We start from the raw sequence: 1198 nt of genomic DNA, 5'->3' as shown, positions 1-1198 counted from the left end.
TGCCCGTGCGTACAGCGGCAGCGCGTCGGTGGCCCGCCCCAAGGTTCGCAGCGCTTCTGCCTGGTTGTTCAGGTCGCGGGCGACGTCGGGATGGTCGGGGCCGTAGGCGGCCTCGTCGATCGCCAGCGCCCGTGCGTACAGCGGCAACGCGTCGGTGGCCCGCCCCAAGGTGTACAGCGCCAACGCCTGGTTGTTCAGGCCGCGGGCGACGGCGGGATGGTCGGGGCCGTAGACGGCCTCGTGGATCGCCAGCGCCCGTGCGTACAGCGGCAGCGCGTCGGTGGCCCGCCCCAAGGTTCGCAGCGCTTCTGCCTGGTTGTTCAGGTCGGTGGCGACGTTGGGGTGGTCGGGGCCGTAGGCGGCCTCATTGATCGCCAGCGCCCGTGCGTACAGCGGCAGCGCGTCGGTGGCCCGCCCCAAGGTGGCCAGCGCTTCTGCCTGGTTGTTCAGGCCGCGGGCGACGGCGGGATGGTCGGGGCCGTAGACCGTCTCGTGGATCGCCAACGCCCGCTGCAACAGCGGCAGCGCGTCGGTGGCCCGCCCCAAGGTGTACAGCGCCAACGCCTGGTTGTTCAGGTCGATGGCGACGTCGGGGTGGTTGGGGCCGTAGACGGCCTCGTCGATCGCCAGCGCCCGTGTGTACAGCGGCAGCGCGTCGGTGGCCCGCCCCAAGGTGGCCAGCGCTTCTGCCTGGTTGTTCAGGTCGATGGCGACGTCGGGGTGGTCGGGGCCGTAGACGGCCTCGTCGATCGCCAACGCCCGCTGCAACAGCGGCAGCGCGTCGGTGGCCCGCCCCAAGGTGGCCAGCGCTTCTGCCTGGTTGTTCAGGTCGCGGGCGACGGCGGGGTGGTCGGGGCCGTAGACGGCCTCGTTGATCGCCAGCGCCCGTGTGTACAGCGGCAGCGCCGCGGCCGGCTGGCCGTGTTCGTGCAGGTAGGTTCCGGTCCGGTCACACAGCCAGAACAGACCATCGTCGGTGGCATCGGCATCGGTGTGCCCGAGCACGGCGCTGACGTGAGGCAGATAAACCCGCCATACCGGCCAGGCGTCCAGGTTCCGGATGATGTCTTCGGGCAGAATGCCACGCAGCAGCCGGATCAGGGTGCCGGCCCGCACCTGTCGTACCTCACCGCTCATGGCCCGGCGGGTCGCGGCCTGCACCAGCCGGTGCACGTCCACCGTGTCCCGGTCACGGCGG

At 71.4% G+C, this 1198-nt stretch carries 1 protein-coding gene; it reads right to left on the bottom strand.

Annotation, left to right across the window (positions count from 1 at the left end):
* A partial coding sequence (locus U9979_RS18990) for a tetratricopeptide repeat protein (RefSeq protein WP_322780447.1) occupies positions 1–1198 on the bottom strand: 1198 nt, incomplete at both ends.

It is taken from the genome of Protofrankia sp. Cas4 (assembly GCF_963555915.1).
Taxonomy (GTDB): domain Bacteria; phylum Actinomycetota; class Actinomycetes; order Frankiales; family Frankiaceae; genus Protofrankia.
Note: the sequence above shows the minus strand (reverse complement) of the source record. Positions and strands in the feature narration are given on the sequence as shown.